Origin of the sequence: Streptomyces sp. NBC_01352 (assembly GCF_036237295.1) — a bacterium.
GTDB classification, from domain to species: domain Bacteria; phylum Actinomycetota; class Actinomycetes; order Streptomycetales; family Streptomycetaceae; genus Streptomyces; species Streptomyces plumbiresistens.
In genome coordinates this window covers 8,798,078-8,824,232 of sequence record NZ_CP108354.1, presented here as the reverse complement: position 1 = coordinate 8,824,232, position 26,155 = coordinate 8,798,078, and the positions used below count along the sequence as shown (strand labels likewise).

Here is a 26,155-nt window from a genome sequence, read left to right as displayed (position 1 = left end):
TGGGACGGGTTGGGTTACCCCGGGTTACGCGGAGGTCTGCGGACCCACGCCCACCACTTCGCCGATGACGATGACCGCCGGGGGCCTGACCTCCTGCGTACGGACCGTCTCGGCGACCGTCGCGAGCGTCGCGTCGACCCGGCGTTGCGCGGCCGTCGTGCCCTCCTGGACGAGGGCTACCGGGGTGTCCGGGGACTTGCCGTGGGCGACCAGGGTCTCGGCGATCCTGCCGATCTTGTCGACGCCCATGAGGATCACGAGCGTGCCGGTCAGCTTGGCCAGCGACGGCCAGTCGACCAGGGAGCGCTCGTCGTCGGGGGCGACATGACCGCTGACCACCGTGAACTCGTGCGCGACCCCCCGGTGGGTGACCGGGATGCCGGCCGCGCCCGGGACCGAGATCGAGCTCGAGATGCCCGGGACGACGGTGCAGGGGATGCCGGCCTCGGCGAGCGCCTGGAGCTCCTCCATGCCACGGCCGAAGACGTACGGGTCGCCGCCCTTCAGCCGTACGACCGACTTGCCCTGCTTGGCGTGCTCGATCAGGGCGTTGTTGATGGCCTCCTGGGCCATGAACCGGCCGTACGGGATCTTCGCCGCGTCGATCACCTCGACGTGCGGGGGGAGTTCGGCGAGGAGGTCGCGCGGGCCGAGGCGGTCGGCGATGACCACGTCGGCCTCGGCGAGGAGGCGGCGGCCGCGGACCGTGATCAGGTCCGGGTCGCCGGGGCCGCCGCCGACGAGGGCGACGCCGGTCGTGCGGGTGCGGTGGTGGGGAGCGACGAGGGTGCCGTCGCGCAGGCCCTCGACGACCGCGTCGCGGATGGCGGCGGTGTGGCGGGGGTCGCGGCCGCGCGCGTCGGTGGTGAGGACCGCCACGGTGACGCCTTCGCTGGTGCCGGTGGCCGGGGTCCAGGCCGTCGCCGCGTCGGCGTCGTCGGAGCGGACGCACCAGACGCGGTGTGTCTCTGCTTCGGCGGAGGCCCGGGTGTTCGCTTCGGAGTCGCTGGTGGCGATCAGGGCGTACCAGGCGTTCGCGAGGTCGCCGTCGGCGTACGGGCGTCGCTCCCAGGTGATCTCGCCCGCGTCCGCCATCGCTTCGACCGAGGGGGTCGCTTGCGGGGATACGAGGAGGATGTCCGCGCCTGCCGCGATCAGTGCCGGGAGGCGGCGCTGGGCGACCTGGCCGCCGCCGAGGACGACCACTCGGCGGCCGGTGAGGCGGAGGCCTACGGGGTAGGCGGGGTGTTCGGCCATGAGGGTGCGGCTCCTCGGTGCGGTGCGGTGGCCCTGACGTGCGGATTTTACTGGGCAGGGGCGGGTGACGGCTCAGGTGGTCCGGTGGCTGAGCACGTCGTCGGCTGCGGGTGCGTGGTCCGTGGGCAGTCGTTCCACCGTGCGGAACGACCGCCCACAGGCCACGGACGCCTACTTCTCAGTTACCCCTGCGGAGTCGAACGTCGCCACCTCGTGCATCGCTCTCGCCGTGCTCTGGACCAGCGGGAGCGCCAGGAGCGCGCCGGTGCCCTCGCCCAGGCGAAGGTCCAGGTCGACCAGGGGGCGCAGGCCGAGTTTGTTCAGCGCGGCCACGTGGCCGGGCTCGGCGCTGCGGTGGCCGGCGATGCAGGCCGCGAGGACCTCGGGGGCGATCGCGCGGGCGACCAGCGCGGCGGCGCCGGCGCTGACTCCGTCCAGGATCACCGGCGTACGCAGGGAGGCGCCGCCGAGGAGGAGACCGACGATGGCGGCGTGTTCGAAGCCGCCGATCGCGGCGAGGACGCCGATCGGGTCGGCCGGGTCCGGCTGGTGGAGTTCGATGGCGCGGCGGACGACCTCGGTCTTGCGGGCGAGGGTCTCGTCGTTGATGCCGGTGCCTCGGCCCGTCACGTCGGCCGGGTCCGTGTCCGTGAAGACCGAGATCAGGGCCGCCGAGGCGGTCGTGTTGGCGATGCCCATCTCGCCCGTGAGCAGGGCCTTGTTGCCGGCCGCCACCAGGTCGCGGGCCGTCTCGATGCCCACCTCGATGGCCTGCTTGGCCTCCTCGCGGGTCATCGCGGGGCCGGTGGTCATGTCGGACGTGCCCGCGCGGACCTTCCGGGGAAGGAGCCCGGGAGTCGCGGGGAGTTCGGCCGCCACGCCGACGTCGACGACGCAGACCTCGGCGCCCACCTGGGCCGCGAAGGCGTTGCAGACCGCGCCGCCGCCGAGGAAGTTGGCCACCATCTGGGCGGTGACCTCCTGCGGCCAGGGGGTGACCCCCTGCGCGTGCACGCCGTGGTCGCCGGCGAAGATCGCGACGGCCGCGGGCTCCGGGATCGGCGGCGGGCACTGACGGGACAGCCCGGACAGCTGCGCGGAGATGATCTCCAGCATGCCGAGCGAGCCGGGCGGCTTCGTCATCCGCTTCTGCCGCTCCCACGCCTCGCCGAGCGCCTTGGCGTCCAGCGGGCGGATCTGCGCGACGGTCTCGCCGAGCAGGTCGTGCGGCTCCTCGCCGGGCAGCGCGCGACGGCCGTACGTCTCCTCGTGGACCACCCACGACAGCGGGCGGCGCTTGGACCAGCCGGCCTGCATCAGCTCGGGCTCGTCCGGGAACTCGTCGACGTACCCCACGCAGAGGTAGGCGATGACTTCGAGGTGATCGGGCAGGCCCAGGGCGCGGACCATCTCACGCTCGTCGAAGAAGCTGACCCAGCCGACGCCGAGGCCCTCGGCGCGGGCGGCGAGCCAGAGGTTCTCGACCGCGAGCGCGGCGGAGTACGGGGCCATCTGCGGCTGGGTGTGGCGGCCGAGGGTGTGGCGGCCGCCGCGGGTCGGGTCGGCGGTGACGACGATGTTCACCGGGGTGTCGAGGATCGCCTCGATCTTCAGTTCCTTGAACTGTTTCGCCCTGCCCTTGGGGAGCGACTTCGCATAGGCGTCCCGCTGGCGCATCGCCAGGTCGTGCATGCTGCTCCGGGTCTCCGCCGAGCGGATGACGACGAAGTCCCAGGGTTGCGAGTGGCCCACCGAGGGGGCGGTGTGGGCCGCCTCCAGGACGCGGAGCAGCACCTCGTGCGGGATCGGGTCGCTGCGGAAGCCGTTGCGGATGTCGCGGCGCTCACGCATGACCTTCAGGACGGCCTCACGCTCGGCGTCGTTGTAGGCGGGCGCGGCCGGGCCGGTGGACTGCCGTACGTCTTCCACTGGCGCGGTGCTCATTTCTTCCTGGTCCTGCTGGTCCTGCTGGTCCTGCCGGTCCTGCTGGTCTTGTCGGTCTTCCTGGTCGGCGGCCCGGGTGTCCAGATCCTCCGCGTCCTGTACGAGTTCCGGTGCCCCCTCACGGGGGGCGGGGACCGCGGCGACGGGTTCCGTGGTCTGCGGGTTCTCCGGGGGGAGGGTCATGGCGTGCGGAGGTGTCGGCGCGAGGTGCGGAGTGGTCGGCACCGAGCCCTCGACCTGGACGAACCGGCCCAGGGGCTGGTCGGCGTGGTACTCCGGGGCGGTGCCGTCGGGGGCCGCGAACTGAGGCTGTTCCTCCGGGAGTTCGGCTGCCTGTGGCTGAGGAGCGGCGAAGGACGGGTCGGGGACGAGTTGCGGGCCCTGCGCGTCCGCAAGGGGCGCCTGGCTCTGCTCCGGCGCAGCCTGGTCGGCTGCCGCGTGCTGGGGAGACGGCTCGGGGGTCACGGCCGCGGGCAGCTCTTCGGCGGGGGCCGTGGCGCCGTCCGCGGGCTGCGGAGCCTGCGCGGCGTCCGGGAAGGGTACGGCTTCCGGGGCGACCGTCTGCGCGTGCTCGGTGACGGGCGCCGGGGCGGGCTGTACGGCATCCTGGGCGGCAAGGGGAGTGTCGGCTCCAGTGGTCCCGGGCTGCGCTGTGGCGGGCTCCGCGGGGGCGGTCTCCGTGCCCGGCGCGACTTCGGGGGCGATGGCCTCGGAACCCGGCGGGAACTCAGGGGCAGTGGGCTCGGAACCCGGCGGGAACTCAGGGGCAGTGGGCTCGGACACCGCCGGGAACTCAGGGGCAGTGGGCTCGGACACCGCCGGGAACTCGGGGGCAGCGACCTCGGACACCTGTGCGGTCATGGACGCGGGGTCGACCTCGGCGAAGTGCGCTGCCTCCGGCACCTCTACGACGTCCGGAGCTGGGGCGGCTCCCAGGACCGGCTCGGCGGCGTCCGCGACGAGGTCGGCTGCCGGTGCCTGCCCGGCGTCGGTGTCCGGTTCCTGGCCGGCGTCGACAGTGGCGTCCGTGCCCGGCTCGTGGACGGCATGGGCAGCGGGGTCGGTTGCCTCGGTCTGTCCGCCCGCTGCGGCAAGCGGTGCCGCCTGCTCGGCTTCCACAGTGGCAGCGGCCTCGTCCTGTACGGCGGCCAGTGCCTGCCCCTCGTCCGAAGCGGGCGCGGTCACCGGAACCTGTACCGGATCCGGCGCCTGTACGGCCTCCGGAAGCTGCCCGGCATCCGGAGCGTGCGTCTCCGCGGAGACCTGCGGGACGTCATCGCCCGGCACGGCCTCGCCAGCGCCGGGCGCGATCGCGCCGCCCTCTGCCGCGTACGCGCCCTCGTGGGCCTCCGCGGTCGGCGCGCCGACTGCACCGGCGTCCTGGGCCAGCGGTGCGAGCCCCTCGTCCTGGCTCTGGGGAGCCTGCGTGGTCAGGTCTCCCTGAACCTCGGGAGACTGCGCGAACTCACTGCCCTGGCCGTCCGGGACCTGAGCGAATCCGACACCCTGGCCCTCAGAACCCTCAGAGCCCTGAGCCACCGCGCCACTCTGGCCCTCCGGGGTCTGCACGAACCCACCGCGCTGGCCGTCCGGAGCCTGAACGTCAACGTGTGCCTGTGCCTGTGCGATCCCTTCGCCCGCCCCCTCCGCGGCCTCCGCGACGAACCCGTCAGTGACCGCCTCGGCAGGCTGCGGCGCCTCGGCAGCGTGTGCGGCCTGAGGAACCGGGTAGGTCACCGCGGCCTGGGCCGCGGCCACCGGTTCGGCTTCCTCGACCGGCGCCGGAACAACCGTTTCGGCAGCCCCGGCCTCGGGGTTCACCGGCGCCTGGGCCGCGCCGTGGACGGTGGCCGCGCCCCAGGGTGACGCTCCCTGCGGGGACATCTCGCGCAGCGGCTGGGGGGCGTCGAGGTACTCGGGACCCGTCGCGGGCTGGCCGGACTGCCGTACCGGCGCTGCGACCGCGCCGCGGTCGGCGAGGGAGCGGACCGGGCTCGCGGAGGTGTCGGGGATGGGCGGGCCGAGGTGCAGGGGGCGGCGGGGCGGAGTCGGCATGGCCTGCTGTGCGGGGCTGGGGAGGCGGAAGCCGTTGAGGTCGACCGAGCCGCTGTCGCGGCCGGACATCTCGTGCGGGCCGGGCTCGTGCACGGTCTCGACGACGGGCTCCGGCGCGGGCGGGGCGACCTCGTTGCCCCACGCGCCCTGGGCGCCCGGCAGCAGCAACAGGTCTTCGTCCTCGGCGGTGGTCTCGGAGAGGTAGGTGTACGCACCGTGCGCGGGGGCGCTCGGCTGCTCCACCATGCCTGCGCTCTCCGGCAGTCCCTCGCCCGGGACCTGGCCGGTGTCGGTCATGCGTAACCCCTCGCCCATCGGTTAGTGCTTCTTCGGCCGGCTCACCCGGAACGGCGCACCGACCGCCCCGCAGTGAAGAACGAGCGTGCGTGCCCAGCGGCACGAACGACCCGTCGCCAAAAGACGACAAAGCCATTAACTGGCATTGTCGCGGCCGTTGCCCCGTCGCGACAGCTTGATCCGCGACGGCCCGCTGTGGACTGCGCCACGTTGCGCGTCCTCCGGTTCTGCCGTACCACACTCACCCCAAAAGGGGCGAGTTTTCCGGACATTGACGAACGAAGCGCCGGGCGTCCGAGTGCGGTACAACGATCGGCCAGCCTACCGCGCGCAGTACGACAACAGGATCACGGGGACAGGATCCGGGACGGAACGGCAATCAGGCCGTGCGGTCCGGCAGCAGGCCGCTGAGCAGGAACGCGACGCTCCGCTCGGTCTCCGTCCAGGCCCGGGTGTCGAGTTCGACGGACTGAACAAGGGCGCACTCGACCCGGTAGCCGTGCTCGGTCAGGTCGCGGCCGACCAGTTCGGCGGCGTCACGGGTCGCCGCGTGCGTCACGATGCGCTGCGGACGGCGGTCGGCCACGGCCGAGACCACGGCCGCTCCCCCGCCGCCGACCCGGACGACGTCCGGTTCGGGCAGGTTCTCCAGAATGTGCGGGGCGTTGCCGCGCACGGTCTGCAGCTGCACCCCGAAGCCGCGTGCGGCGGCCTCGGTGCGGGCGCACGCCCCCAGGTCCCGGTCGACGGCGATGACGGCCGCCCCGGCCCGTGCCGCCTCGGTGGCGAAGGCGCCGCTGCCGCAGCCGATGTCCCACACGAGGTCGCCGACGCGCGGTCCCAGCCGGGCGAGTTGGGCGGCGCGGAGCAGCTCGCCCTCGCCTTCGCCCAGGTCACCGCCGTACGCCTCGGCGGGCAGCGCCCAGCCGCGCGGTGCGGTGCCCGGGGCGCGTCCGGCGATCCAGCCGCTGTCCTCCCCCGCGGGTCCGGCGGTTCCGCCGATGACGATGACCAGGTTCGGGTCGCGCCAGGTGTGGTCGGCGGCCTTGTCGGAGGTGACGACGGTGATCTGCTCGCGGTCGGTGCCGAGTTCCTCGCAGATGACGAAGGTGCGGTGGATGCCGTCGAGGAGCAGGCCGAGTTCGGCGGGGCCGGCGCCGGGTGAGGTGAGGACGGCGACCTTGGTGTGGGCGCGGCACACGTTCACCGCGCGGCGCAGGGTGCGCCGGTGTGCGACGACCACCTGTGCGTCGTCCCAGGGCATGCCGGCGCGGGCGAAGGCGGTGGCCACGGAGGAGACGCCGGGGACGACCTCCACCTCCAGGCCGAACTCGGGGGCGCGCAGGGTCCGTACGACGCCGAAGAAGCCGGGGTCGCCGTCGGCGAGCACCACCGCGGAGCCGCGGTGGCCGGCGATGCGGCGGGCGGCGAGGGCGACGCTGCCGAGGCGGATGCGCTCGGCGCCGGGTGGCACCTCGGGGAGCGCCAGGTGGTGGGCGGCACCGGCCACCAGCGTGGCGGCGCCGAGGGCGGAGCGCGCCGCGGCGGTCAGCGGCGAGCCGTCCCAGCCGATCACCGTGACCCGGTCGGCCATCGTCTCTCAGTCTCCAGGGGGTTTGCGCAGGTTGTCAGGGGCCCGGATGCCGGGCTCCGTGAGAGTACCTGGTGAAGGCGACCGAGCCGGTGGCCCCCTTGGTCAGTTCCAGTCCGAGAACGACGTGAAACCGCCGGAGTCGGCCAGCTGCTCGCCCGCCCCGTCGAGGTCTTCCGGGAGGAGGCTCCACACGATGAAGTCGGTGCGGACGTCGGCCCAGGTGCCGTCCTCGGTGCGGACGTGCGCTATGCAGGCGTTGCGCAGGACGCCCTCGCTGATACAGCCGATCTTCTGAGCGACCTGCTGGGAGGCGGTGTTGTCGGCCGCCGTGCGCAGCTCGATACGCTCGAGTTTCTGGTCGCCGAGGAGCCACTGGGCGGTGGCCAGGGCGGCCTCGGAGGCGTAGCCCTCGCCGCGGGCCCAGGGGGCGATGATGTACGACAGTTCGGTGGACCTGATGTGCCAGTTGGTCTTGCCGAGCTGGACGATGCCGACCAGGCGCTGGGTGAGGAACTCGGTGACGGCGAGGTCGAGGCCGCGGCCCGCCTGGCGTTCGGCGGGGGCGTACTCGGTGATCCAGGTGCGGGCGGCGTCCTCGGTGAACGGCTGGGGAACGTCGGTCCAGGCCACGACCTGCTCGTCGTTCATCATCTCGGCCAGGGCAGGCACGTCGTCCTCGTCGAGGGGACGCAGCACCAACCGCTCCGTGCTGATGGAGATGTTGGGGAAGGTGCCAGTCATGCGCCGCTCCGTAACCGTCGGGAAACCTTCAGCCTGCTGAACTGCCCAGCATGCAGCATGGAAGCACCGAACCGCACGACGGGGTCCACCCCGAGTGAAGGAGTGGACCCCGTCCGTGGTGATACGCCGTATACGCCCCGTCAGCCGGAGCTGACCGGCAGGACCGAGCCCTGGTACTTGTCCTCGATGAACTTCTTCACCTCGGCGGAGGTGAGGAGTTCGGCGAGCTTCCGCACCCTGGGATCGTCCTCGTTGCCGCGCTTGACGGCGAGGAGGTTGGCGTAGGGGTTGTCCTTCGCCGACTCCAGGAGGACCGCGTCCTTCGTGGGACTGAGGCCCGCGTCCTGGGCGTAGTTGTTGTTGATGACCGCCGCGGCCACGTCGTCGAGCGAGCGTGGCAGTTGGGCGGGCTCCAGCTCCTTGAACTTCAGGTGCCTGGGGTTGGCCTCGATGTCCGCGGGGGAGGCGTCCGTGCCCGCGTCCTCCTTGAGCGTGATGACGCCCTGGGAGGCCAGGAGCTTGAGGGCGCGGCCTTCGTTGGTGGTGTCGTTCGGCACGGCGACGGTTGCTCCGTCGGCGAGCTCGGTGACGTCCGCGACCTTCTTGGAGTACACGCCCATGGGCGGCAGATAGGCATCGACGACCGGGACCAGGTCGGTGCCCTTGGACTCGTTGAAGTCGTCCAGGTAGGGCTCGTTCTGGTAGAGGTTCGCGTCGAGCGAGCCCTCCTGGAGCGCGGTGTTCGGGAGGACGTAGTCCGTGAACTCCTTGATCTCGAGGTCGAGTCCGGCCTTCGCGGCGAGGTTGTCCTTGATGTACGTCAGGACTTCGCCGGCCGGGACGGCGGTGGCGCCGACGACGAGGGAGTCGTCGTCACCGCCGCCGCTTCCTGAACCGCAGGCGGCGAGGCCGAGGGCCAGTGCGACCGAGGCGGCCGCTGTGACGGTCTTGCGCATGACGGCGGCTCCTCAGAAGGACGGGATGACGGACCCGTCGTAGGTGTCCTCGATGAACTTCTTGACCTCGGCGGAGGTGAGGAGCTCGGCGAGCTTCTTTACGCGTGGGTCGTCCTCGTTGCCGTCCTTGACCGCGAGGAAGTTGCCGTACGGGTTGTCCGTGGCGGACTCCAGGACGAGGGCGTCGTCGGCGGGCGAGAGGTCGGCCTCGATGGCGTAGTTGCCGTTGATGACGGCCGCGTCCACGTCGTCCAGGGAGCGCGGGGTCTGGGCCGCCTCCAGCTCCTTGAACTTGAGGTTCTTCGGGTTCTTGGTGATGTCGGAGGGGGTCGCCTCGTTGCCCACGCCGTCCTTGAGCGTGATGATCCCGTTGGCGTCCAGGAGCTTCAGAGCCCGTGCCTCGTTCACGCTGTCGTTCGGGACGGCGACGGTCGCACCGCTCTTCAGGGCGTCGGCGCTCTTGACCTTGTTGGAGTAGAGGCCGAGCGGCTCCAGGTGGACCGTGACGACGGGCACGATGTGGGTGCCGTTCTTCTTGTTGAAGTCGTCGAGGTACGGCTGGTTCTGGAAGTAGTTGGCAGTCACCGAACCGTCTTCGGTCGCCGTGTTCGGCGTGACGTAGTCCGTGAACTCCTTGACCTCCAGGTCGAGGCCGGCCTTCTTCGCCAGGTTGTCCTTCACGTAGTTCAGGATCTCGGCGTGCGGCGTCGGACTCGCGGCGACGACCAGCGGTCCGCTCGTGTCGGAGGAGGCGGAGTCGCTGTCCGAGCCGCAGGCGGTGAGCCCGAAGGTGAGGGCTCCGGCGGCGAGGACGGCGGTGGTGATTTTGGCGGTGTTACGCACGAAAAGTGCCTTTCCTGAGGGGTGGAGCGACCCCGCGATGGGTGTGCGGGGAAATCTGCGGTTGGTGTGTGCCCTACGAGGGAGCTTGCGAGGGAGACTTCAGGCGACCTTGCCGACGTCGGCCGTCGCCGGCTCCTTCGCCTTCAGCAGGCGCAGCCTCGGCGCGGGGCCGGACTGGCCGGCGCGGCGGTGCAGGAAGCGGGCGGCGAAGTCACCGGCGAACTGGATGACGGAGATGACCACGGCGAGGATCGCCACCGTGATCCACATCAGCTCGGTCTCGAAGCGCTGGTAGCCGTACCGGATGGCGATGTCGCCGAGGCCGCCGGCGCCGACCGTGCCGGCCATCGCGGAGTAGCCGATGAGGGCGACGATCGTGGTGGTGGTGCTGGAGATCAACGACGGCAGGGACTCGGGTACGAGGACCTTCCGCACGACCGTCCAGGTGTTGCCGCCCATCGACTGCACGGCCTCGACGAGCCCGCCGTCCACTTCCCGGACAGCCGTCTCGACCAGGCGCGCGAAGAAGGGGATCGCACCGATGGCAAGCGGCACGATGGCGGCCTCGCGGCCGATGGTGGTGCCGGTGATCGAGCGGGTGAAGCCCATCAGCGCGACCATCAGGATGATGAACGGCATCGAGCGGGCGACGTTCACCACCTGCCCGATGACCTTGTTCGCGACGACGTTCTGGAGGAGTCCGCCCCGGTCGGTGAGGACGAGGAGGACGCCGAGCGGGAGCCCGCCGACGACGGCGATCAGCGTGGACCAGCCAACCATGTAGAGGGTGTCCCAACAGGCCTGCTCCAGCAGGGGCTGCATTTCGGACCAGGTCACTTGGCACCTTCCTTCACCAGCAGGGGCTCCTCGCCCAGTACGTCGATGTGCAGGCCCTGTTCGCGCAGGAAGCCGATCGGCACGACGTTGTCCTCGTAGCGGCCGGGCAGTTCGATGCGCATCCGGCCGACCTGGAGGCCGCCGACGGTGTCGATGGCCGCGCCGAGGATCGATATGTCGATGTTGTAGGTGCGGGAGAGCTGGGAGATGACCGGCTGGGTCGCGGCCTCGCCCTGGAAGGTGACGTCGACGACGGTGCGGTCGGCGCCGGAGGCCTCGCCACCCACCGGGAACAGTGCGGAGGCCAGCTGGGAGCCCGGGGTCGCGAGCAGTTCACTGACCGTGCCGGACTCGACGATGCGGCCCTTCTCCATCAGGGCGGCCGAGTCGCAGATCGACTTCACGACGTCCATCTCGTGGGTGATGAGCAGGACGGTCAGGCCCAGTTGCCGGTTCAGGTCACGCAGCAGCTGGAGGATGGAGCGGGTGGTCTCGGGGTCGAGGGCGCTGGTCGCCTCGTCGGACAGCAGGACCTTGGGGTCGCCGGCCAGGGCGCGGGCGATGCCCACGCGCTGCTTCTGGCCGCCGGAGAGCTGGGCCGGGTAGGCCTTCGCCTTGTCGGCGAGACCGACGAGGTCGAGCAGCTCCAGAGCCTTGCGAGAGCGCTCCTGGCCGGACTTGCCGAGGATTTCGAGCGGCAGCTCGACGTTGTCCTGCACGGTCCGCGTCGACAGCAGGTTGAAGTGCTGGAAGACCATGCCGATACGGCTGCGCGCCCGGCGCAGCTCCCGGCCGGCGCGGGGTCCGCGCCCGGCGAGGGCGGTGAGGTCCTGTCCGGCGACGGTGACCGTGCCGGCGGTGGGGCGCTCCAGCAGGTTGACGCAGCGGATGAGCGAGGACTTGCCGGCGCCGGACTGGCCTATGACGCCGTACACCTCGCCTTCGCGGACGTGGAGATCGACGCCGTCCAGGGCGGTGACCTCACGGCCGCTGGTGCGGTAGACCTTGGTCAGGCCTGTGGTGGTGATCACGTGGGTTTCCGTCACTGTCGTGCGCAGGGCGTGGATGTGCCCTGGCGGGTGCATTCGGTCGGAACGCGACACGGTTCTCGTGCGGTGGCATAAGGAACCAGGGGAGAGAACATGTGCGCGGGGCGGCGTCAGTCACGTACGGGATTCAGCGCACGGACATGCCACGGCGGCTCGCTTCGGGGCGCGAGGCTCAGGTGGTGCAGGGGCCCTCTAGAAGGCGCACATTCGACACATACAACGAGCACCGGGCGTCATGGTCGCCTCGGTCGCAAGGGTGCGGCTGCTCGTCGTGGTCATGCGATCAGTAAACCAGACCTACGGTCCTGACAAAGCGCCGCTGTCCGGATGCTGGACAGCGGCGGACGCCCGTCAACCGCGGACGGAGATCTCGACTCCCCCGTCGCTGACCAGGGCGGACAGGGCCGACAGGTCCCGCACCACGAGGTCGGCGACCAACTCGTGGGCCTGGTGCGTTGTGGTCAATGCCACGGTGGTCATTCCTGCGGCACGGCCGGCCTGGAGACCGGCGGGGGCGTCCTCGAAGACGACGCAGTGGGCCGGGTCGACGCCGAGTTCGCGGGCCGCGAGGAGGTAGGGCTCGGGGTCGGGCTTGCCGCGCGTGATGTCGTCGGCGGCGATCAGTGTCTTGGGCAGGATGCCGACGGCGTCGAGGCGGGCCTCGGCCAGGCGCCGGGTGGCGGAGGTGACGACGGCCCAGCGGTCGGCGGGCAGCGCGTCGAGGAAGTCCTTGGTGCCGGGCAGCAGCTGGACGCCGTCGTTGGGTACGTCGTCCACCTCCAGCTTCTCGATCCGCGCGACGGCCTCCGGGACAAGGTGCGCGGGCAGCAGGTCAGCCGCTATCTCGGCGGCCGGACGCCCGTGCAGTTCGACGCGTGCGAAGTCGTCGACGGTGATCCCGTACTCCAGGGCCCACTGCGTCCAGCAGCGGTCCACGGAGGCGAGGGAGGAGACGAGGGTGCCGTCGTTGTCGAACAGGAGGGCTTGTGCGTGGATCTTCATGCCGTCGACCCTACGGGGCATTCCGGGGGCGGCCGCCTCGGGTCTTTTGGCCCGTAATAGGGTCACGGCATGCTTGATGCCCTGACGCTCGTGACCGGCGTCGCCGCACTTCTGCTGGCCGCGTGGTGCGGCTGGGCCGCGTACCGAGATCAGCCGACCAAGGACTGGCACTTCATCGGGATGGCCGTGGTGTCCGTGCTGGCCCTCGTCCAGCTGGTGGTCGGGATCGTGGAGTTGGGGCGGGGCGAGAAGCCGGACCAGGGCACGACGATCTTCGTGGCGTATCTGCTGGGCGCGTTCGCGTGTATCCCGGCGGCGGGGTTCATGTCGCTGGCCGAGCGGACCCGGTGGGGCTCGGTGACGGTTGCCTCCGGCGGTGTGGTGCTGGCGGTGCTCGAAGTGCGTCTCTATGACATCTGGGGAGGCTGAGGTGGCCGTGACGGAGGAGAAGCCCACGCGGCAGCGGCTGATCAGCGGGCCGGGGATGCTGTTGGTCTGGCTGTACGGCGTGATGGTCGTCGGGGCGGTGTCGCGCTCGGTGGTGCAGATCTCCACCGAGTTCGACCGGGCGCCGCTCGCGTACTCGCTGTCCGCGGTGGCGGGGCTCGTCTACGGGTTCATCACGTACTCGCTGGTGCGGGGCGGGGAGACGGCACGCAAGGCGGCGTTGGTGTGTTGCGGGGCCGAGCTGGTGGGCGTGCTGACGGTCGGGACCTGGACGCTGGTGGACCCCTCGGCGTTCCCGGACGCGACCGTGTGGTCGGACTTCGGGATGGGGTACCTCTTCATCCCGGTGCTGTTGCCGTTGTCCGCGATGTACTGGTTGTGGAAAGCACGTGCGCCGCACGGGGGTGCCGCCTGAGGTTTTCAGGCGGCCGCGGGCCCGTTGTGGCTTGTCGCGCCCACGCGGCGGAGCCGCATATCGACACAGCCCCGCGCCCCTAAAAGACCCGATCATGCCGTGGCTGCATAAGTTCCAGCCATCTTTTCCAGGACGATCATCTCCACCCCGTCCGCGCCCTTCGACGTGCCCACCGTCTCGTAGCCCACCCTGCGGTACAGGCGCAGGTTGCCCTCGCTGCGGTAGCCCGTGTGGAGGCGGAACTTCTTGGCGCCGCGCTCCTCTGCCAGCGCCGACTCGGCCGCGCGCAGCAGCCTCGCTCCGATGCCGTGGCCCTGGAGGCGGGGGTGGACGCAGAGCTTGCCGATGGCGGCGGCGCCGTCCTCGGTCACCGCGCCGCGCACCGAGCCGACGACCTCCTCGCCCAGCCTGGCCACGAAGACGCAGTCCGCGACCACCTCCTCGCGGACGGAGTCCAGGCTCTGGACCAGCGGGTCGATGCGGTAGTTGCCGTACAGAGCGGCCTCGCTCTGGAAGCACAGGTACTGCAGCCTGAAGATCTGCTCCGCGTCCTGCACGGTCGCCGCAGAGATGGTCACGCTCATGCCCATGTGCGCACGCCTCCCGCTCACCTGATCGCCTGTCGTCCCTCACTCCTATCCCCGCGCTCCGCGGGCCGCAACCTCCGATGTGAGCAATCTGCGCAGACATCCCAGGCATCTGGAACGTTCCGGGCCAAGACTGCCCTGTGACATACCCAACTCCCCCGCGATCTCCCGGTATGTGAGGTCCCTGGGCGACAGGAGCGCCGCCATCAGACGGGGGCAGCGGCCGGGGAGGCGGCGCACGGCGTCGTGCAGGGCGCGGCGGCGGGCCGAGGCGAGGGCGAGTTGTTCGGGGGTGCGGTCGCCGTCGTCGGCCGGCTCGACGTCGTACGGTCGTTCGAGTCGGGTCGTACGGCGGGTGCGGCGGGACTCGGAGCGGACGGCTCGGCGGAGCCAGCCGTGCGGGTCGAGGGGCGGGCCCTGGGTCTCCAGGTGCTCCAGGAGACGGAGCCAGACCGCCTGCTCCAGGTCGCCCGGTTCCGTACCGGTGGCATGTGCCTCGGCCAGGGCTTCGGCGGTGAGCAGGGGGCGCAGGGTGGTGACGAGGTCGTGCGTCATATGCAGGGCGACGCGTCCGCCCGGGCCGTGGGTTGCCCGGGCGGCCGGCTGTCACCCCAATCGGGGCCGAGGGCTCAGCTGTTGACGAAGTCCTCGCGGGCCAGCACACCGGTGTCCGGCTGGTCGGTGAAGACGCCGTCGATGCCGGTGGCGAAGTACGCCTTGTATGCGCCGAAGACGTCGCCGTAGGCGTCCACGTCCGTGCCCTTGCGGAAGTCGGCGGGCAGGAAGGGGTTCTCGTTGCGCAGGGTCCAGGGGTGCAGGACGAGGCCCACCTTGTGCGCGTCCTTGACGAGGGTGGTCGGCTGGGTGAGCCTGCCCGCGGCGTCCTTCGGGATGATCAGGTCGAGGGTCGGGCCGATGCCCTGCGCGTAGGAGGCGATCTCCCTGAGGCCGGCCGGCTTGACCAGGTCGGCGACCGTGCGCGGGTCACCGGTCTCGACGAAGTCCCAGGGACGGGTGGCCGGGCCGGACAGGAGCACCACGAGCGGGTTGTCGACCAGCTTGTTCAGGCGCTGGATGCTGGTCGGCTCGAAGGACTGGATGATGACCGGCGACTTCCACTTGTCCCTGCCGTACTTGCGCAGCAGCTTGGCGACCCGCTCCTCGAGACCCAGGCCCAGCTTGCGGAAGTAGGTGGGGTGCTTGAGCTCGGGGTAGATCCAGACCTGCTTGCCCCGCCTGCGGGTCTGCTCGTCCTGCCACTTCAGGACCTCTTCGAAGGTGGGGATCTCCCAGCGGCCGTTGTAGAGGGTGTTGTGCGGGCGGTTGGCCGGGATGCGTTCGATCGCGCGAAGCGTCTTGAGCTCGGCGAGCGTGAAGTCCTCGGTGAACCAGCCGGTGGTGGAGACGCCGTCGAGCACCTTGGTGGTCTTGCGGCCGGCGAACTCGGGGTGGTTCGCGACGTCGGTCGTGCCGCCGATCTCGGGCTCGTGGCGGCAGACGAGGTGGCCGTCCTTGGTGGGCACGAGGTCGCCGGCCTCGACGATGTCGGCGCCCAGGTCGAGGGCGAGCTGGTAGGCGCCGAGGGTGTGCTCGGGGCGGTAGCCGCTGGCACCCCGGTGACCGATGATCGTCGGCACGGGCAGGCTCTTCACCCCGCCGCTCCCGGGCCCGGCACCGGCGGCTCTCGCCGTACCGGACATCCCGAGGACCGCTCCCCCGGCACCGAGCACCGCCGCACCGAGAAGCGCCCGCCGCCCGGTCCCGCCCGCCTGCTCGTTCGAACCCTGAGACCCCTGCGATCCCCGTGTTCCCTGCGACCCCTGCGTTCCCATGAACGCCCTCCTGCCATCGGCTCGACCATGCGCGCCGATCGTAGGGTCGTGTCCATGGCGGACGGGAGACCTGTGGCGGAACACGCGGGTGACACGGGATGTCGTACGGGAACAGATGTCTGACGCCCGGTCGGCTTCATGGCTGCGGCGCGGGGTACGCGACCTGTGTCACATCATTCCGTTCGGGTTACCGCCGGGCAACGCGGTGCCACCGCAGGTGAACGGGTGTCAACACTGCGTAAGACCTCGGTGAATCCGCCGTGCCCGATGTGCGCGACCCCCTGGGCCGCGAGTAATGTCCTCACCTGCACAGACTCATACAGATTCCCTCACCACTCTCTTGACACCGGAGGGCCCGTTGTCCCGCTTCGCGCTCATCAAGGCAGTGCTCGGACCGATCATGCGCCTGATGTTCCGCCCACGGGTGGAAGGCGCGGAGCACATCCCGGGCGACGGTCCGGTGATCCTGGCCGGGAACCACCTCACGTTCATCGACTCGATGATCATGCCGCTCTTCTGCGACCGACAGGTCTTCTTCATCGGCAAGGACGAGTACGTCACCGGCAAGGGCATCAAGGGCCGGCTGATGGCCTGGTTCTTCACGGGCTGCGGCATGATCCCGGTCGACCGGGACGGCGGCCGCGGCGGTGTCGCGGCGCTGATGACCGGCCGCCGGGTGCTGGAGGAGGGCAAGGTCTTCAGCATCTACCCGGAGGGCACGCGCTCCCCCGACGGCCGGCTCTACCGCGGCCGTACGGGCATCGCCCGGCTGGCCATGATGACCGGCGCGCCCGTCGTACCGTTCGCCATCATCGGCACCGACAAGATCCAGCCCGGCGGCGCCGGCTTCCCGCGTCCCGGCCGCGTCACGGTCCGCTTCGGCGAGGCGATGGAGTTCTCCCGCTACGAGGGGATGGACCGCGACCGCTATGTCCTGCGGGCGGTCACCGACTCCGTGATGACCGAGGTCATGCGGCTGTCCGGGCAGGAGTACGTGGACATGTACGCCACCAAGGCGAAGGCCGCGTAAGAGGCTTAAGCGACTTCAGAGGCTTCAGAGGTTTCGGTACGGCTATACGGCGGGCTGCTCCTCGGGCGGTCCGCCGTTCGCGTGCCCGTCCCCCGGTGCCGGGAACCACAGCACGAACGTCGAGCCCTCGCCGACCCGGGAGAACAGCCGGATCTGGCCGCCGTGCGACTCCACGATCTGCCGGACGATGGCGAGGCCGAGCCCGGCGTGCCGGTCGCGTCCGCCGCCGCCCGCCCTGGCCCGCCAGAACCGGTCGAAGACCCGGGCCTGGTCGTCGTCCAGGATGCCGGGCCCCTCGTCCCGTACGGCGGTCCACAGCCAGCTGCCCGAGCGGCCCGCGGCGACGGTGATGCGGGTGCCGGGCGAGGACAGCCGTACGGCGTTCGAGAGCAGGTTGCCGACGGCCCGGCGCAGGGCGTCGTGGTCGCCGATGACGGTCAGGCCCGGGACGAGCCGGCGGTGCAGGGCGAGGCCGCGGTCGGCGGCGAGCGGGGCGAACTCCTCGCACGCCTCGCCCGCCGCGGCGGCCAGGTCGACGTCCGCGTCGGCGAGGGCGGGCGCGCTGCGGCGGGCGGTGGCCAGCAGGTCCTCGACCAGCCGGGTCATCCGGGTGGTCGCACGGTCGACACTGCGGGCGGCCGTGCGGCGCTCCTCCTCGTCCGACTCCTCCGCGGTCAGTACGGCGTCCAGGTTGGCGCGGATGATCGCGAGCGGGCTGCGCAGCTCGTGCGAGGCGTCGTCGATGAGCTGGCGCTGGGCGCGGAACGCCTCGTCGAGCCGGTCCAGCATGGAGTCCACCGTGTCGGCGAGGTCGCGCAGCTCGTCCTTGGGGCCCTGCAGCTGGATGCGTTTCGAGAGGTCGGTGGCCTGGATCTCCGCCGCCGTGCGGGAGATGGCGCGTACGGGGCGCAGGGCGCGGCCGGAGAGGATCCAGCCGAGGACGAGGCTGGTGGCGGCGAGGCCGCCGAGGACGGCGTAGGAGAAGCGGCGCAGGTTGGCGAGCGTCTCGTAGTTGACGGCCGCCTCGACCTCCTGGAGCTTCACGGCGTCGAACTCGCCCATGTAGACGCCGTTCACGTACTTCTCGGCGCGGAACTGCTTGCTGACCGGGTGGGCCTCGCCGCTGCGTTCCACGGCCACGTAGGTGGCGCCGAGGACGAGTGCGGTGAGGACGAACAGGAGGCCGGAGTACAGGACGGTGAGGCGGAAGCGGATGGTGTGGGTGAAGGAGGGCAGGCGCGGGAGCCTGAGGGGAAGGCGCGGGAGCCTGAGATGCGGGCGCGGGAGCCTGAGATGTGGGCGCGGGAGCCTGAGATGCGGGCGCTTGAAGGAAGGGCGTTTCATTGCGTCTCCTTCAGGCGGTAGCCCTGCCGTATCACCGTCTCTATGAGGGGCTCGTCCTCTCCGGTGACCTTTCGGCGCAGCGAACCGACCGTGACGCGCACGGTGTTGGTGAAGGGGTCGGCGTGTTCGTCCCAGACGTGTTCGAGGAGTTCCTCGGCCGGTACGACGCGCCCGGGGCGGGTCATGAGGTAGTGCAGGACGCTGAACTCCTTCGGCGTGAGGTGGAGTCGGCGGGGGCCGCGGTAGGCCTCGAAACGGGCGGTGTCCAGGCGGAGTTCGCCGACCTCGACGACCGCCGTGCCGCCGTCCTCGCGGCGCAGCAGCGCCCTGATGCGGGCGAGGAGTTCGGGCAGGGCGAAGGGTTTGACGAGGTAGTCGTCGGCGCCCTCGTCGAGGCCGCGGACGCGGTCGGCGAGGCGGTCGCGGGCGGTGAGCATGAGGATGCGGGGGCCGCCGGGGCCTGGGGCCGCACGGATGGCGCGGCAGACGGTGAAGCCGTCGCCGTCGGGGAGGTTGAGGTCCAGCAGGACCAGGTCGTAGTCGTTGACGGCGAGTTTCTCGGTCGAGGTGTCGACGTCCGGGGCGACGTCGACGGCGTAGCCCGCCCGCACCAGGCCGACCTTGAGCGCGACGACCAGGTCCTCCTCGTCCTCGACCACGAGCAGTCTCATGTCCGCCCCTCCTCAGCCCCCGTCGATGATCGTCTGTGCCGCCGTCGCCGCGTCCGCCACGGGGATGGCGAAGCCGATGCCGATGGAACCACCTCGTTGCTGGTCCAACGTCGCGATGGCCGTATTGATGCCGATGACCCGTCCCTCGGCGTCGACCAGCGGTCCGCCGGAGTTGCCGGGGTTGATCGACGCGTCGGTCTGCAGGGCGCGCTGCTGCCCGCCACCGCCGCTGCCTTCGCCGAGCCGTACGGAGCGGTCCAGGGCGCTGACGATTCCCGAGGTGACAGTGCCGCTCAGGCCCAGCGGGGAACCGATGGCGAGGACCGTGTCTCCGACGCCGGGGCGGGCGCCGGTGGCGAGTTCGGCGGCCCTGAGTCCGCGTGACGTCTCCGGCTCCAGTACGGCCACGTCGTGCGCGGGATCGTCGCCGACCACCTCGGCACTCAGCCGGCGCCCGTCCTGCAGCTCGACGGTGACCTGCGAACTCCCCTCCACCACATGCGCGTTGGTGAGGATCCGGCCCCGCTCGTCGAAGACGAACCCGGACCCCTGCCCGTTCGCCGTGACGACGGACACCACGCTGGGCAGGACCCGGTCGGCGACGGCCTGCAGCCCGCCGACCTCGCGTGCGGTCACCGGGGCGGCCGGGTCGTCGTCCCCGAGGACGCCGGCGGCGTATCCGGCGGCGCCGCCCGCGAGTACGGCGGCGAGGAGGGCGGTGGTGAGGGGACGGGGGGTGCGGTCGCGTGGGGGCCGCGGGGGGACGGGCGAGTGCGGGGACGGGGCCGGGGGCGGGGCTGGAGACGGCACCGGCGCGGGCCGGTCGGGGAGCGTGGGCCGCATACCTGGCAGGAAGGACGGGCCACGCGGCGCGCCGAGGCCGGGAGGGGCGTCGACGGGGCCGGCGCCTCGGTGGCCCGGCGCACCGTCCGCAGCACTCGGGTCGCCCTCGGACGCGGTGACGTGACGCGCGGTGCCGTCCGAGGATCCCCCGGTCCGCTGCGGGCCGCCTCCGTCGGAGGAGGCCGGGGGTTTGCCGAGGCCGGCAGCGACCGGCGGGCCACCGGAGTACACGGGATCGTGAGAAGCCGGCGGGCCACCGGAGCGTGCGGCATCGGGTGAACCCGGCGGGCCGGCATGCGCGGCACCGGGAGAACCCGGCACACCGGAGCCCGCGGCACCGGAAGAACCCGGCACACCGGAGCCCACAGCATCAGGCAAACCCGCCGCACCGGCATGCCCGGCACCCGAAGAACCTGCAGCACCGGAGCCCGCCGCATCAGGCGAACCCGACCCGCCGGAGTGCGCAGCACCCGAAGAACCCGCCGCAGCGAAACCCGCCGCACCAGACAATCTCGCCGCACCGAAGCCCGCCGCATCAGGCGAACCCGACCCGCCGGAGCCCGCCGCACCAGACAAACCCGACCCGCCGGAGTGCGCAGCACCCGAAGAACCCGCCGCACCGAAACCCGCCGCACCAGACAATCCCGCCGCACCGAAGCCCGCCACATCAAACAAACCCGGTACGCCACCAGCGCGCTCGGCTCCAGAAGAACCCGCCGCACCGAAACCCGCAGTACCGCCGGAACCGCGCAAACCAGAGCCCCCGGCACCAGGAGGACCCGGCAGGTCCAAGCTCTCGGTTCCAGTCGGCGGGCCGGAGGGCGCGCTATCGGACGAACCCGGCACACCACCGCGCTCGGCCCCGGGAGAACCGAACCCCGGCGCACCGGAGCCCGCGCCGCCCGGCGAATCCGCCGTACCAAAGTGCTCAGTTCCAGGAGAACCCGGTGAGCCGGAGCGCGAGTTGCCGGGAGGACCCGGCACGCCAAGGTGCTCGGCTTCGAAAGAACCCGGCGGGCCGGAGTGCGTGGGGTCTGTCACGAGGTGCCTCCTTCGTCGGTGGGCCGGGGGCGGGTGTCGAGGTCGGTCATGGCAGGCGGGAGAACCACAGCAGGGAGGTCGCGGCGGCGATCAGGGCCGTGGCGAGGCCTGCTGCCACGAACCACTGCCAGATCTCGCGTTCCTCGGTGCGGTGGCCGACGGAGCTGCCGATGTCCTCGTAGACGGCCTGGAGTTCCTCGCCCGTGGCGGCCTCGTGGTAGTCGCCGCCCGTGCGGGAGGCGAGGTTCTCCAGGGCGGGGCCGTCGACGGGGACCTGGAGGAGGCGGCCGTCGCCGAGGTCGACGACGCCGTCCTCCGTGCCGTACGCGATCGTCGAGACGGGGATGCGCTCGGCGGCCGCCTCCGCCGCCGCGGACTCGACCGAGCGGCCCACCGTGTTGGAGCCGTCGGAGAGCAGCACGATATGTGCGGGCGGCGGCTCGGTCTCGGCCTGTTTGTCGAGCGCCCGGATAGCGTTGCGGGCGGCGATGACGGCCTCGCCGATCGCCGTGCCCTGGCCGGTGGTGAGCTGTTCGATGACCGAGCGCAGCACCGCGCGGTCGGTGGTCGGCGGGACCGCGACGGTGGCGGAGCCGCTGAAGGAGACCAGCCCGGTGTTGAACCGTTCGGGAAGCCGGTCGATGAAGGCGAGGGCGGCGCGCTGGGCGGCCACGAACCGGGTCGGTGAGACGTCGGTGGCCTCCATGGAACCGGAGGTGTCGAAGGCGACGACGATCGTCGCCCGTTCGCGCGGTACCTGCACGTCGGCCGTGGGCCGGGCGAACCCCAGCACCAGCAGCGCGAGCGTGGCGCAGAAGGCCGCGGCCGGTATGTGCCGGCGCCGGCCGGGCCGGTGGGGCGCGACCTTGTCGAGCAGGTCGAGGTTGGTGAAACGGACGGCGTAGCGGCCGCGCCTGCGCTGGACCAGCAGATACGCGCCGATCAGACCGGCGAGCGGGATCAGGAGCAGCAGCCAGCCGGGGGAACGCAAAGACATGAAGTCACTCCCGTGTCATGCGGCGCCGCCTCCCGCACGGCGCCGCTGGTCCTCGACGTACCGGACGACGTCCCGCACCCAGTCCCGGTCCGTGCGGAGCCTGAGGTGCGCGGCGCCCGCACGGCGGATCGCCTGCTTGATCACGGCCCGCTGTTCCAGCGCGGCCTCCGCGTACCGCTCGCGCAACCGACGTGCGTGCGTGGGGACTTCGCGTCGTCGTCCGGTCTCGGGGTCGACGACGGTGAGCAACCCGACGTCGGGCAGCTCCAGTTCACGCGGGTCGACGGTCTCCACGGCGAGGACCTGATGGCGGTGGGCCACCGTGCGCAGGGGCTGCTCCCAGCCGGTCTCCAGGAAGTCGGAGACGACGGCGACCAGGCCCCGCCCGGGCAGGGCGCGCAGTTCCCGGAGGGAGTCGGCGAGGGTGGAGTCGGCGGCCCCCGGTTCGACGCGCGGGCGGTCCAGGGCGGCGTGCAGGACGGTGAGCAGGTGGCGTCGGCCGGTGCGGGGCGGGATCCGCCGGATGCCGTGCGGCCCCGAGATCTGCGCGCCGAGCCGGTTTCCGGCCCGCTCGGTGAGGAACGCGACGGCCGCCGCCGCGCCCACCGCGAGGTCCCGCTTCTCCATCCGGGCGGTGCCGAAGTCCATGCTCGCGGAGGCGTCCAGGACGATCCAGATGGTCAGCTCGCGGTCGGCGAGGGTGAGGCGGACGTGCGGGACGGTGGTGCGGGCGGTGGCGTTCCAGTCCATCCGGCGGACGTCGTCGCCGATGACGTACGGCCGGGTCTCCGCGAGCTCGCTGCCCGGTCCCGGCAGCAGGGCCGGATGGTCGCCCTGGAGGAGCCCGTCTGGATGGCGGGTGAAGAGCAGTTCCAGGTGCTTCAGGGCCTGTTCGGGGGTGAGCTCGCGCAGGGTCGGGATCATGCGACGGCCTCCTCGGTGCGTTTCTCGGCGGCGGCCTGGCGGGGACTGATCCGGGGCTGGTGGACCGCCGCGAGCACCTCGTCGACGATCTCGCCCGGGGTGACGCCGTCGGCGAGCGCGTCGAAGGACAGGACGAGACGGTGGGCGACGACCTCGTGCGCCAGGTCGCTCACGTCGTCGGGGAGTACGTAGCCCCGTCCGCGCAGCAGAGCCAGCGCGCGGGCCGCGGCGACCAGGCCGAGGGTGGCCCGCGGCCCGGCGCCGTGCGCCAACCGGCTCTCCGGTCCGGCGAGTTCGCGGGTCGCGCAGACCAGTCGTACGGCGTACTCGGCGACCGCGTGGTGCACGAACACCTCGTCGGCCGTCCGCTGGAGGGCGACCAGCCGCTCGGGGGTGAGGACGCGGCGCGGGCGGGGCGGGTCGACGCTCATCCGGTAGAGGATGGCTAGTTCCTCGGCCTCGGTGGGCGCGGCGACCTCCACCTTGAGCAGGAAGCGGTCGCGCTGGGCCTCGGGGAGCCGGTAGACGCCCTCGGACTCGATGGGGTTCTGGGTGGCGAGCACGAGGAACGGTTCGGGGACGGGGAGTGTGGTGCCGCCGATGGACACCTGGTGCTCGCCCATGACCTCAAGGAGCGCCGACTGCACCTTGGCGGGGGCGCGGTTGATCTCGTCGGCGAGGACGACGTTCGCGATGACCGGCCCGGGTTCGATGTCGAACGCCTCTTGGGAGGGCCGGTAGATGCGGGTGCCGGTGATGTCGGAGGGGACGAGGTCGGGGGTGAACTGGAGGCGGGCGAAGTGACCGCCCACCACGTGTGCGAGGGTCTTCGCGGCGAGCGTCTTGGCGACGCCGGGTACGCCCTCGAGGAGGCAGTGGCCGCGGGCCAGGATCGCGGTGAACAGGCGTTCCACCATGCGGTCCTGGCCGACGATGACGCGTTTCACCTCGAAGAGGGCGTCTTCGAGGAGCTTGTCGTCGGGGGCGGTCACAGCTGGGAGGCGGGGTTGTTCGTGCCGGTGGTCTTCTCGGGGCAGTCGTGGTCGCCTTCCTCCACGACGAACCTCACCTGGTCGCGGGGCTTCTCGTCACTGTCGGCGGCCAGCGCGACGCCGCCACCGGTCAGTCCGGCGGCGGCCAGCACGGACGCGGTGACGATCATTGTGCGCGTACGACGTGTCATGGTCTTGGCTCCTTCGGCGTCGGGAACGACGTCGGTACGGAGCCAAGACCATCAGGTGGGGGCGAAAACGGGCTTAAAGGCCGGATGTGGGGGATGGCTTCGACCGGATGGCGAGTGCGGGTTGACCATCGCTGGTCGCGCCCACGCGGCGGAGCCGCACATCGATACGGCCCCGCGCCCCTACAGCCCGCTGTCCAGCCGTTGGCCTCGCAGCAGGAACCATGCCGCTACCGCCGCGGTGAGCAGCACCGCCGCCCCCACCCCGGCCGCGAGGGCGAGTCCGTCGACGAACGACGTCCGCGCCGCGTCCAACATCGCCTCCGACGTGTGCGCGGGCAGGCCCGCCGACGCCTCCACCGCCCCGCCCAGCGACTCGTGTGCCTCCGCCGGTGTACCCGCCGGGCCCTTGAAGTCGCGGTAGACGCCCGTCACGATCGAGCCGAGTACGGCGATGCCGAGGGCAGCGCCGAGTTCGTACGCCGTCTCGGACACCGCGGATGCGGCGCCCGCCTGTTCCTTGGGGACGGAGCCCAGGATGACGTCGGCGGTCACCGTGAAGGAGAAACCGGCTCCTATGCCGACGAACAGCAGCGCGGTGCCGAGGAGCGGGTAGCCGGTGGACTGGTCGATCACGGTGAGCGTGGCCAGTGCGAGGCCGACGGCCGCGAGTCCGACGGAGACGACGGACCGGACAGAGAAGCGCCGGGCCATCGAGCCGGCGATCAGGCCGGCCACCACCGCGCCCACGGCGGCGGGCAGTTCGGCCAGGCCTGCTTCCAACGGCCCTCTGCCCTGGACGAGTTGCAGATACTGGGAGAGGAAGAAGACGAGCCCGGACAGACCGAGGATGGTCAGCAGGTCGGCGAGGACTGCGCCGCTGAAGCCGCGGTGGCGGAACAGCCGCATGTCCAGCAGGGGTGTCGGCAGGGCGAGTTGGCGGCGTACGAAGCCGTACAGGGCGCCCGCGCCCAGCAGGCCCGAGGTGAGCGTCTCCCACGTGGTGCCGTGGGTGGCGGCCTCCTTGACGGCGTACACCACACCGATCATGCCCACCAGCGACAGCGCGACACTGATCATGTCCCACGGTCCGGGACGCGGATTCCGCGACTCGGGCAGCAGCTTGATGCCGACGAGGACCAGGACCGCCATCACGGGCAGGTTGATCAGGAAGACCGAGCCCCACCAGAAGTGTTCGAGCAGAAACCCACCGACGATGGGCCCGACCGCGGTACCCGCGGAGGCCGTCGCGCCCCAGATGCCGACGGCGAGGCTGCGTTCGCGCGGGTCGTGGAAGAGGTTGCGGATCAGGGCGAGCGTGGCGGGCATGAGGGTCGCGCCGGCGACGCCGAGCAGCGCCCGGGCGGCGATCATCATCTCGGGTGTCGTGGCGTAGGCGTTGAGGACGGAGACCGCGCCGAAGGCGGTGGCGCCGATGAGCAGGATGCGCTTGCGGCCGATGCGGTCGCCGAGGCTGCCCATGGAGACGAGCAGACCGGCGATGACGAAGGAGTAGACGTCACCGATCCACAGGAGCTGGGTGCCGGAGGGCTTCAGATCCTCGCTGATGTAGGGGGTCGCCAGGCCGAGGACGGTCGCGTCCACGGCCACCAGCAGCACGGCGAGCACGAGGACGGACAGCGCGAGCCAACGGCCGGGGCGCTTCACCGCCTCGGTCGGGTTCGCCGGCTGCAGGGTGCTGGTCATGATTCCTCTCTCCGTAGTGCGCCGCCGAGCAGCAGCTCGGTGATCATGTGGGTGAAGTCCTTGGAAGCGACCCTGCCCTCCGACACGGCCCAGGCGCCGGAGGCCATCAGGCCGTAGAGCGCCTCGGTGAGCCAGGCCGGGGTCAGGTCGATGCGGAACTCGCCGGTGGCCTGGCCGCGGCGGAACAGCGCGGCGATCCGGGCGTCCAGGCGGGCCCAGCCCTCGTTCTGCTCCTCGCCCTCGAACAGCTGGTTCTCGGTGTAGAGGAAGGCGAGGAGTCCGGCGGCGGGTTCGAGTTCCTTCACGAACCTGCGCAGCGCCTCCTGGGCCGGGCCGTCGTCGAGCCGTGCGGCGTCCGCCGACGCCTCGCACTCCGCGATGCCGAGCGCCTCCAGCGCCCGGACCAGCGCGTCACGCCCGGCGAACTGGCGGTGCAGGGTGGCCCGGCTGATCCCGGCCGCCTTCGCGACCTCGTCCATGGTCGCGGTGGATTTGCGGGTCAGCAGGGCTGCGGCGCTGCGCAGTACGTGGTCACGATCGACGGCCATGAGACAACCATATC

At 71.5% G+C, this 26,155-nt stretch carries 24 protein-coding genes; 3 read left to right on the top strand and 21 right to left on the bottom strand.

Going from position 1 to position 26,155, the window contains the following annotated elements:
• Positions 1 to 24 precede the first annotated feature (24 nt).
• From cobA to OG252_RS40460, 9 genes are all read right to left on the bottom strand, one after another.
• Positions 25 to 1,257 carry a uroporphyrinogen-III C-methyltransferase gene (cobA, locus tag OG252_RS40500; protein ID WP_266442857.1) on the bottom strand — a complete coding sequence of 411 codons (1,233 nt, stop codon included), beginning with the start codon at positions 1,255 to 1,257 and terminating at the stop codon, positions 25 to 27.
• Positions 1,258 to 1,428: 171 nt separating this feature from the next.
• Positions 1,429 to 5,553, bottom strand: a complete 4,125-nt coding sequence (gene cobT / locus OG252_RS40495) for a nicotinate-nucleotide--dimethylbenzimidazole phosphoribosyltransferase (protein WP_329342440.1) — start codon at positions 5,551 to 5,553, stop codon at positions 1,429 to 1,431.
• 379 nt (positions 5,554 to 5,932) lie between these two features.
• Positions 5,933 to 7,147 (bottom strand): precorrin-6y C5,15-methyltransferase (decarboxylating) subunit CbiE, encoded by a 1,215-nt coding sequence (cbiE, locus tag OG252_RS40490; RefSeq protein WP_266442852.1) that lies wholly within the window; start codon positions 7,145 to 7,147, stop codon positions 5,933 to 5,935.
• Between the two features lie 102 nt (positions 7,148 to 7,249).
• Complete coding sequence (locus tag OG252_RS40485) at positions 7,250 to 7,888, bottom strand: GNAT family N-acetyltransferase (protein ID WP_266442850.1); 639 nt, start codon at positions 7,886 to 7,888, stop codon at positions 7,250 to 7,252.
• 140 nt (positions 7,889 to 8,028) lie between these two features.
• A complete protein-coding gene (locus OG252_RS40480; protein WP_329342437.1) occupies positions 8,029 to 8,844 on the bottom strand; it encodes a MetQ/NlpA family ABC transporter substrate-binding protein in 816 nt (271 codons plus the stop codon).
• A 12-nt stretch (positions 8,845 to 8,856) separates the two neighbouring features.
• Complete coding sequence (locus OG252_RS40475) at positions 8,857 to 9,687, bottom strand: MetQ/NlpA family ABC transporter substrate-binding protein (protein WP_329342436.1); 831 nt, start codon at positions 9,685 to 9,687, stop codon at positions 8,857 to 8,859.
• Between the two features lie 99 nt (positions 9,688 to 9,786).
• Positions 9,787 to 10,524, bottom strand: a complete 738-nt coding sequence (locus tag OG252_RS40470) for a methionine ABC transporter permease (RefSeq protein WP_266442842.1) — start codon at positions 10,522 to 10,524, stop codon at positions 9,787 to 9,789.
• Positions 10,521 to 11,555 (bottom strand): methionine ABC transporter ATP-binding protein, encoded by a 1,035-nt coding sequence (locus OG252_RS40465; RefSeq protein WP_266442839.1) that lies wholly within the window; start codon positions 11,553 to 11,555, stop codon positions 10,521 to 10,523. The genes OG252_RS40470 and OG252_RS40465 overlap by 4 nt, the downstream gene beginning before the upstream one ends.
• 369 nt (positions 11,556 to 11,924) lie before the next feature.
• A complete protein-coding gene (locus tag OG252_RS40460) occupies positions 11,925 to 12,575 on the bottom strand; it encodes an HAD family hydrolase (RefSeq protein ID WP_266442836.1) in 651 nt (216 codons plus the stop codon).
• Between the two features lie 69 nt (positions 12,576 to 12,644).
• Between OG252_RS40460 and OG252_RS40455 the strand changes: the two genes are divergently transcribed.
• Both OG252_RS40455 and OG252_RS40450 read left to right on the top strand, forming a co-directional pair.
• Entirely contained in the window at positions 12,645 to 13,004 is a 360-nt protein-coding gene (locus tag OG252_RS40455; RefSeq protein WP_329342432.1) for a hypothetical protein, read from the top strand.
• Positions 12,985 to 13,437, top strand: coding sequence for a hypothetical protein (locus OG252_RS40450; RefSeq protein WP_406491662.1), 453 nt, complete (start codon positions 12,985 to 12,987; stop codon positions 13,435 to 13,437). The genes OG252_RS40455 and OG252_RS40450 overlap by 20 nt, the downstream gene beginning before the upstream one ends.
• Before the next feature lie 92 nt (positions 13,438 to 13,529).
• Here OG252_RS40450 and OG252_RS40445 read toward each other — a convergent pair whose 3' ends face one another.
• From OG252_RS40445 to OG252_RS40435, 3 genes are all read right to left on the bottom strand, one after another.
• The gene (locus OG252_RS40445; RefSeq protein ID WP_266442824.1) at positions 13,530 to 14,027 is read right to left on the bottom strand and encodes a GNAT family N-acetyltransferase; all 498 of its coding nucleotides are present in this window, start codon (positions 14,025 to 14,027) and stop codon (positions 13,530 to 13,532) included.
• 45 nt (positions 14,028 to 14,072) lie between these two features.
• The gene (locus OG252_RS40440; protein WP_329342430.1) at positions 14,073 to 14,579 is read right to left on the bottom strand and encodes a sigma-70 family RNA polymerase sigma factor; all 507 of its coding nucleotides are present in this window, start codon (positions 14,577 to 14,579) and stop codon (positions 14,073 to 14,075) included.
• A gap of 74 nt (positions 14,580 to 14,653) precedes the next feature.
• Positions 14,654 to 15,856, bottom strand: coding sequence for a glycerophosphodiester phosphodiesterase (locus OG252_RS40435; protein WP_329342428.1), 1,203 nt, complete (start codon positions 15,854 to 15,856; stop codon positions 14,654 to 14,656).
• A gap of 358 nt (positions 15,857 to 16,214) precedes the next feature.
• On the opposite strand from OG252_RS40435, the gene OG252_RS40430 reads away from it, so the two are divergent.
• A complete protein-coding gene (locus OG252_RS40430) occupies positions 16,215 to 16,886 on the top strand; it encodes a lysophospholipid acyltransferase family protein (RefSeq protein ID WP_406491667.1) in 672 nt (223 codons plus the stop codon).
• Between the two features lie 42 nt (positions 16,887 to 16,928).
• Here the strand turns inward: OG252_RS40430 and OG252_RS40425 are convergent, their stop codons facing one another.
• From OG252_RS40425 to OG252_RS40385, 9 genes are all read right to left on the bottom strand, one after another.
• The gene (locus OG252_RS40425) at positions 16,929 to 18,230 is read right to left on the bottom strand and encodes a sensor histidine kinase (protein ID WP_329342426.1); all 1,302 of its coding nucleotides are present in this window, start codon (positions 18,228 to 18,230) and stop codon (positions 16,929 to 16,931) included.
• The gene (locus OG252_RS40420) at positions 18,227 to 18,901 is read right to left on the bottom strand and encodes a response regulator transcription factor (RefSeq protein ID WP_266442809.1); all 675 of its coding nucleotides are present in this window, start codon (positions 18,899 to 18,901) and stop codon (positions 18,227 to 18,229) included. The genes OG252_RS40425 and OG252_RS40420 overlap by 4 nt, the downstream gene beginning before the upstream one ends.
• 12 nt (positions 18,902 to 18,913) lie before the next feature.
• Positions 18,914 to 19,744, bottom strand: a complete 831-nt coding sequence (locus tag OG252_RS40415) for a S1C family serine protease (protein ID WP_329342423.1) — start codon at positions 19,742 to 19,744, stop codon at positions 18,914 to 18,916.
• A gap of 1,087 nt (positions 19,745 to 20,831) precedes the next feature.
• The gene (locus OG252_RS40410; protein WP_266442806.1) at positions 20,832 to 21,782 is read right to left on the bottom strand and encodes a VWA domain-containing protein; all 951 of its coding nucleotides are present in this window, start codon (positions 21,780 to 21,782) and stop codon (positions 20,832 to 20,834) included.
• 15 nt (positions 21,783 to 21,797) lie between these two features.
• Positions 21,798 to 22,706: a DUF58 domain-containing protein gene (locus OG252_RS40405; protein ID WP_266442803.1), complete on the bottom strand. Its 909-nt coding sequence runs from the start codon at positions 22,704 to 22,706 to the stop codon at positions 21,798 to 21,800.
• Positions 22,703 to 23,698 (bottom strand): AAA family ATPase, encoded by a 996-nt coding sequence (locus OG252_RS40400; RefSeq protein WP_329342420.1) that lies wholly within the window; start codon positions 23,696 to 23,698, stop codon positions 22,703 to 22,705. Before OG252_RS40400 ends, OG252_RS40405 begins: the two co-directional genes overlap by 4 nt.
• Positions 23,695 to 23,889 carry a hypothetical protein gene (locus OG252_RS40395; RefSeq protein WP_329342418.1) on the bottom strand — a complete coding sequence of 65 codons (195 nt, stop codon included), beginning with the start codon at positions 23,887 to 23,889 and terminating at the stop codon, positions 23,695 to 23,697. The genes OG252_RS40400 and OG252_RS40395 overlap by 4 nt, the downstream gene beginning before the upstream one ends.
• A 180-nt stretch (positions 23,890 to 24,069) precedes the next feature.
• Complete coding sequence (locus tag OG252_RS40390; RefSeq protein WP_329342416.1) at positions 24,070 to 25,593, bottom strand: MFS transporter; 1,524 nt, start codon at positions 25,591 to 25,593, stop codon at positions 24,070 to 24,072.
• The gene (locus OG252_RS40385) at positions 25,590 to 26,141 is read right to left on the bottom strand and encodes a TetR/AcrR family transcriptional regulator (protein ID WP_329342413.1); all 552 of its coding nucleotides are present in this window, start codon (positions 26,139 to 26,141) and stop codon (positions 25,590 to 25,592) included. The genes OG252_RS40390 and OG252_RS40385 overlap by 4 nt, the downstream gene beginning before the upstream one ends.
• Positions 26,142 to 26,155 lie beyond the last annotated feature (14 nt).

Bases quoted from the DNA above. Each gene is read 5' to 3' on its own strand.
- OG252_RS40405 (WP_266442803.1), bottom strand. From the start codon at position 22,706: ATGATCCCGACCCTGCGCGAGCTCACCCCCGAACAGGCCCTGAAGCAC.
- OG252_RS40485 (WP_266442850.1), bottom strand. From the start codon at position 7,888: ATGACTGGCACCTTCCCCAACATCTCCATCAGCACGGAGCGGTTGGTG.
- OG252_RS40445 (WP_266442824.1), bottom strand. From the start codon at position 14,027: ATGGGCATGAGCGTGACCATCTCTGCGGCGACCGTGCAGGACGCGGAG.
- OG252_RS40455 (WP_329342432.1), top strand. From the start codon at position 12,645: ATGCTTGATGCCCTGACGCTCGTGACCGGCGTCGCCGCACTTCTGCTG.
- OG252_RS40390 (WP_329342416.1), bottom strand. From the start codon at position 25,593: ATGACCAGCACCCTGCAGCCGGCGAACCCGACCGAGGCGGTGAAGCGC.
- OG252_RS40460 (WP_266442836.1), bottom strand. From the start codon at position 12,575: ATGAAGATCCACGCACAAGCCCTCCTGTTCGACAACGACGGCACCCTC.
- cbiE (WP_266442852.1), bottom strand. From the start codon at position 7,147: ATGGCCGACCGGGTCACGGTGATCGGCTGGGACGGCTCGCCGCTGACC.
- OG252_RS40420 (WP_266442809.1), bottom strand. From the start codon at position 18,901: ATGAGACTGCTCGTGGTCGAGGACGAGGAGGACCTGGTCGTCGCGCTC.
- OG252_RS40410 (WP_266442806.1), bottom strand. From the start codon at position 21,782: ATGTCTTTGCGTTCCCCCGGCTGGCTGCTGCTCCTGATCCCGCTCGCC.
- cobA (WP_266442857.1), bottom strand. From the start codon at position 1,257: ATGGCCGAACACCCCGCCTACCCCGTAGGCCTCCGCCTCACCGGCCGC.
- OG252_RS40385 (WP_329342413.1), bottom strand. From the start codon at position 26,141: ATGGCCGTCGATCGTGACCACGTACTGCGCAGCGCCGCAGCCCTGCTG.
- OG252_RS40395 (WP_329342418.1), bottom strand. From the start codon at position 23,889: ATGACACGTCGTACGCGCACAATGATCGTCACCGCGTCCGTGCTGGCC.
- OG252_RS40425 (WP_329342426.1), bottom strand. From the start codon at position 18,230: ATGAAACGCCCTTCCTTCAAGCGCCCGCATCTCAGGCTCCCGCGCCCA.
- cobT (WP_329342440.1), bottom strand. From the start codon at position 5,553: ATGACCGACACCGGCCAGGTCCCGGGCGAGGGACTGCCGGAGAGCGCA.
- OG252_RS40450 (WP_406491662.1), top strand. From the start codon at position 12,985: ATGACATCTGGGGAGGCTGAGGTGGCCGTGACGGAGGAGAAGCCCACG.
- OG252_RS40435 (WP_329342428.1), bottom strand. From the start codon at position 15,856: ATGGGAACGCAGGGGTCGCAGGGAACACGGGGATCGCAGGGGTCTCAG.
- OG252_RS40480 (WP_329342437.1), bottom strand. From the start codon at position 8,844: ATGCGCAAGACCGTCACAGCGGCCGCCTCGGTCGCACTGGCCCTCGGC.
- OG252_RS40415 (WP_329342423.1), bottom strand. From the start codon at position 19,744: ATGCGGCCCACGCTCCCCGACCGGCCCGCGCCGGTGCCGTCTCCAGCC.
- OG252_RS40440 (WP_329342430.1), bottom strand. From the start codon at position 14,579: ATGACGCACGACCTCGTCACCACCCTGCGCCCCCTGCTCACCGCCGAA.